A 4,082-nucleotide genomic window follows, 5' to 3' on the forward strand; every position below is an offset into this window, starting at 1 on the left:
GGACAGGCGTTCGCGCGCGCGCTCGGCGGCGGCGGCGTCGACCACCGGGCCCCCGGGGTTCAGCGTCGTCATCCGCGCAGCTCCAGGTGCAGCAGCGGATAGGGGCGGCCCTGGTCGTCGGTCTCGGACCGGCCGGTCCGGCGGAACCCGAGGCGCTCGTAGAAACCGATCGCCAGCGAATTCTGCTCGTTCACATCGACCGTCAGGTCGGGATGCAGCGCGCCGGCGTAGGCGACCAGCGCGCGGCCGATCCCCTGGCCATGGCTGGCGGGGTCCACGAACAGGGCGTCGATGTGGGCGCCGGTCAGGGCCATGAAGCCCAACGGACGGTCGTCGCCGTCCGTCATCACCCAGGAGACCATGGCCGGCAGATGCTCGGTCACAAGGGCGTCGATCGCGACCAGGTCCTCGGGCGTCAGGAAGCCGTGGGTGGCGCGCACCGCATCACGCCAGATCTCCAGGTTGCGGGCGGCGTCTTCCGGACAGGCCGGGCGGATCATTCCGGCGCCGCCGGCAGGACCAGGGCCACACGCAGCCCGGGACCGAAGCCGCCGTAGGCGCCGGGCCCTTCGTCCAGCACGATGCGGCCGCTGTGCGCCTCCATCACCGCGCCGACCAGCGACAGGCCCAGGCCCGAGCCCGGCTCGGTGCGGCTGTTGTCCAGGCGCACGAAGCGCTGGATGACCCGCTCGCGATCCTCCTCGGGCACACCAGGGCCGGTGTCGGTCACCGAGAACTCGATCTCGCCCGACGAGCGGCGGCGGGCGCGCAGCATCACCGCCCCGCCGACCGGGGTGTACTTGATGGCGTTGTCGATGATGTTGGCCAGGGCCTGGGCCAGGAACGGCTGGTTGGCCTCGACCATCAGGCCGCGCTCGATCTCGGCGGAGAACTCCAGCCCCTTGTCCTCGCTGGCCGGCTCGTAGAGTTCGGCCATGTCGGCGGCCAGGTCGGCGGCGTCGAAGATCGCTGGATCGGGCGTCCGGCCCGCACCGGCCGCGGCCTGCAGCCGGGCGATGGCCAGGACGGTGTTGAAGGTCTTCAGCAGGTGGTCGGCCTCGTCCAGGGCGATCTGCAAGGCGTCGACGCCGTCGATCTTGCCGGCTTCGGCGTCGATCAGCGCGACCTCGAGCTTGGCGCGCATGCGGGTCAGCGGCGAGCGCAGGTCATGGGCGATGGCGTCGCCGGCGTGCCGGATCGAGGCCATGGAGCCCTCCAGCCGGTCCAGCATGACGTTCAGGCCCTGGCCGAGCTCGTCCAGTTCGTCGCCCGAGTTGCGGACCGGCACGCGGGCCTTCAGGTCGCCGTCCTGAACGGCGCTGACCACCTTGTTCAGCCGCCCCATCGACCGTTCCAGGTTGCGGCTGACGAACAGCCCGCCGCCCAGGCCCAGCAGCAGGACCGCGCCCATGGCGGCCCACAACGCCTGGGTCAGGCGCGCCAGGTAGGCCTCGGTGTCGCCCATCGACTGGCCGACCAGCAGCATCTCGCCGCCCGACAGCCGCACTTGCACGCCCCGCACCTGCGGGCGGGTCACCCGCCCCTCGGGGTCGGTGTCGGTGAAGGGGAAGGTGATCCACTGCTGTCCGTCCGCCATCTCGGCGATCGGCGATTGGTTCAGGCTGCCGGTGATCCGGTTCCCGTCCTCGTCCATCAGCAGATACAGGTGCGAGCCGCCCGACAGCATGCGATCGATGACCGCCGCGTTCAGGGCGTCCCGCCCGCGCTGGTCGTAGATGCCGGTCAGCGCCCGCAGTTCGCCGCGCACGTCCTGCTCGGCCTTCTGCCGCGCCTCGGAGGCCGAGGCGACGTAGACATAGCCCAGGATGGCGCTGGCGGCCGCGGCGAACAGCGCCAGGAACAGCAGCGTCAGCCGGAAGGGGGTGCGGCGAAGTAGGGAGGGCAGTTTCATGCGGAGGCGCTACGCCTCCAGCCGATATCCCGCCCCACGGACCGTCTGCAGCATGGCCTTGTCGAAGCCCTTGTCGATCTTGGCGCGCAGGCGGCTGATATGGACGTCGATGACGTTGGTCTGGGGGTCGAAGTGGTACTCCCACACCTTCTCCAGCAGCATGGTGCGGGTCACCGACTGGCCGGCGTGGCGCATCAGGAACTCCAGCAGCTGGAACTCGCGGGGCTGCAGGTCGATCTCCTGGCCGGCGCGGTGGACGGTGCGGGCGATCAGGTTCATCTCCAGGTCGCCGACCTTCAGCATGGTGGCGACCGAGCCGGTCTCGCGGCGGCGCGACAGGGCCTCGACCCGGGCGATCAGTTCGGCGAAGGCGTAGGGCTTGACCAGATAGTCATCCCCCCCGGCCTTCAGGCCCGTGATCCGGTCCTCGACCTCGCCCAGCGCTGACAGGAACAGCACCGGCGTCTGGTCGCCGTCCTTGCGCAGGGTCTCGACCATGCCGATGCCGTCCAGGCGCGGCATCATGCGGTCGACCACATAGACGTCGTAACCGCCCTTCTGGGCCTCCAGCAGGCCGAAGGCGCCGTCGACGGCGTGGGTCACCTCATGACCGGCTTCGGTCAGGCCCCGGACCATCGCGGTCGCGGCTTCGGCGTCGTCCTCGACCACCAGAATGCGCATGAAGTCAGCCCCCGAAAACGAGATTCGCCGCCGATGTTAGCGCATCGGCGGCGGTCCCGTCAGTTAAGCGTTAGTCAGACTTGGGAAGCGGCAACACGAACGGCTGGTTGCCCGCCGGCGTCCAAACGTGGAGGAAGACTCCCGTGCCGGCCGCGCGCGACGCCTCGACCGCGCGCTGCAGATCGGCGACCGAGGTCACCGGGCTGTTGCGGGCGCGCATGATGACGTAGCCGGGGGCGAAGCGGCGCGCCTCGCCGCGGCCCGGCTGGGTCACGACCACGCCGTTGATGTTGGCCGGGATGCTGTAGCGCTGGCGAAGCGCGGGCGTGATGGGGGCGACGGTCAGACCCTCGACCACCGTTCCCGAAGCGCTGCCCTGGGCCGGGCCCTCACTCTGATCCTCGCCGCCGCGACCCGAGTTGAGCTCCGTTTCCGAAGGGCGGGTGCCCGAGCGCACGGTCACCGTTTGACGGCGGCCGTCGCGCAGGATCTCCATCCGCAGGGAATCCCCCGGCTTGCTGGCGCCCACGCGGCGCGTCAGATCGGTGTTGTCGGTGACGGTGCGGCCGTTCAGGCTGACGACGATGTCGCCCGCCTGCAGGCCGCCGCTGTCGGCCGGGCCGCCGGGCGTGACGCTGTTGACGTACGCCCCGTTGCGGCTTTCCAGGCCGATCGCCTCCTGGATGTCGCGGCTGATCGGCCCGATCTCAACGCCCAGATAGCCGCGCTGGATCGTCTCGCCACGCATCAGCCGGTCGGTGATCGGCTTGGCGACCGAGGCGGGGATGGCGAAGCCGATGCCGACCGAGCCGCCGGTCGGCGACAGGATGGCGGAGTTCACGCCGATCACGCGGCCGTAGATGTCGAACGTCGGGCCGCCCGAGTTGCCCCGGTTGATGGCCGCGTCGATCTGGATGTAGTCGGTGTAGGGCGTGGAGTTGTCGAGCTGGTTGCGGCCCTGGGCCGAGACGATGCCCGCCGTGGCGGTGCCGCCCAGGCCGAACGGATTGCCGACCGCGATGACCCAGTCGCCGACGCGGGGCTGGGCCTGCTCCTCGAAGCTGACGAACGGGAAGTCGGTCCCGTCGACCTTGATGACGGCCAGGTCGGTCGACTCGTCGCGGCCGATCACGCGGGCGGTCAGCTCGCGCTCGTCGGCCAGCTTGACGGTGATCTCGACCGCGTCGGCGACCACGTGGTTGTTGGTGACGATGTAGCCGTCGGCCGAGATGAAGAAGCCCGAACCGGCGCCCAGGGCGGTCGCGCCCTCGCCGTCCGCGCCCTCTTCGCCGTCCTGGCCGCCCTGCCCGCCGTTGGGGTTCGGGATGGCGAAGGGCGTACCGGGGATCTGGATCATGTTGGGTCGCTGGACCCGCGCCTTGACGTCGATCTGAACCACGGCCGGGGCGACCTGCTGGAAGATGTCGGCGAAGCTGAGCGGCGCGCCCTGGGGGCGGCGCGAAGGCCAGGCCCGCGCCGCCGGCGCTGG

Annotated in this window: 4 protein-coding genes; all 4 read right to left on the reverse strand. The window is 70.7% G+C overall.

Going from position 1 to position 4,082, the window contains the following annotated elements:
- Positions 1 to 68: 68 nt before the first annotated feature.
- Positions 69 to 500, reverse strand: a complete 432-nt coding sequence (locus AC2W7C_RS14240; protein ID WP_486002023.1) for an acetyltransferase — start codon at positions 498 to 500, stop codon at positions 69 to 71.
- Positions 497 to 1,912, reverse strand: coding sequence for a sensor histidine kinase (locus tag AC2W7C_RS14245; RefSeq protein ID WP_486002024.1), 1,416 nt, complete (start codon positions 1,910 to 1,912; stop codon positions 497 to 499). Before AC2W7C_RS14245 ends, AC2W7C_RS14240 begins: the two co-directional genes overlap by 4 nt.
- Before the next feature lie 9 nt (positions 1,913 to 1,921).
- On the reverse strand, positions 1,922 to 2,593 hold the full coding sequence (locus tag AC2W7C_RS14250) for a response regulator transcription factor (protein WP_486002025.1): 672 nt from the start codon (positions 2,591 to 2,593) through the stop codon (positions 1,922 to 1,924).
- Between the two features lie 70 nt (positions 2,594 to 2,663).
- On the reverse strand, positions 2,664 to 4,082 hold a 1,419-nt coding region (locus tag AC2W7C_RS14255), incomplete at its 5' end, for a Do family serine endopeptidase (RefSeq protein ID WP_486002026.1).

The organism is Brevundimonas sp. CURTG3B2_SDJG (genome assembly GCF_057364705.1).

What these genes read in the sequence shown, in the direction of transcription:
- AC2W7C_RS14245 (WP_486002024.1), bottom strand. Translation starts at nt 1,912, where the DNA reads ATGAAACTGCCCTCCCTACTTCGCCGCACCCCCTTCCGGCTGACGCTG.
- AC2W7C_RS14240 (WP_486002023.1), bottom strand. Translation starts at nt 500, where the DNA reads ATGATCCGCCCGGCCTGTCCGGAAGACGCCGCCCGCAACCTGGAGATC.
- AC2W7C_RS14250 (WP_486002025.1), bottom strand. Translation starts at nt 2,593, where the DNA reads ATGCGCATTCTGGTGGTCGAGGACGACGCCGAAGCCGCGACCGCGATG.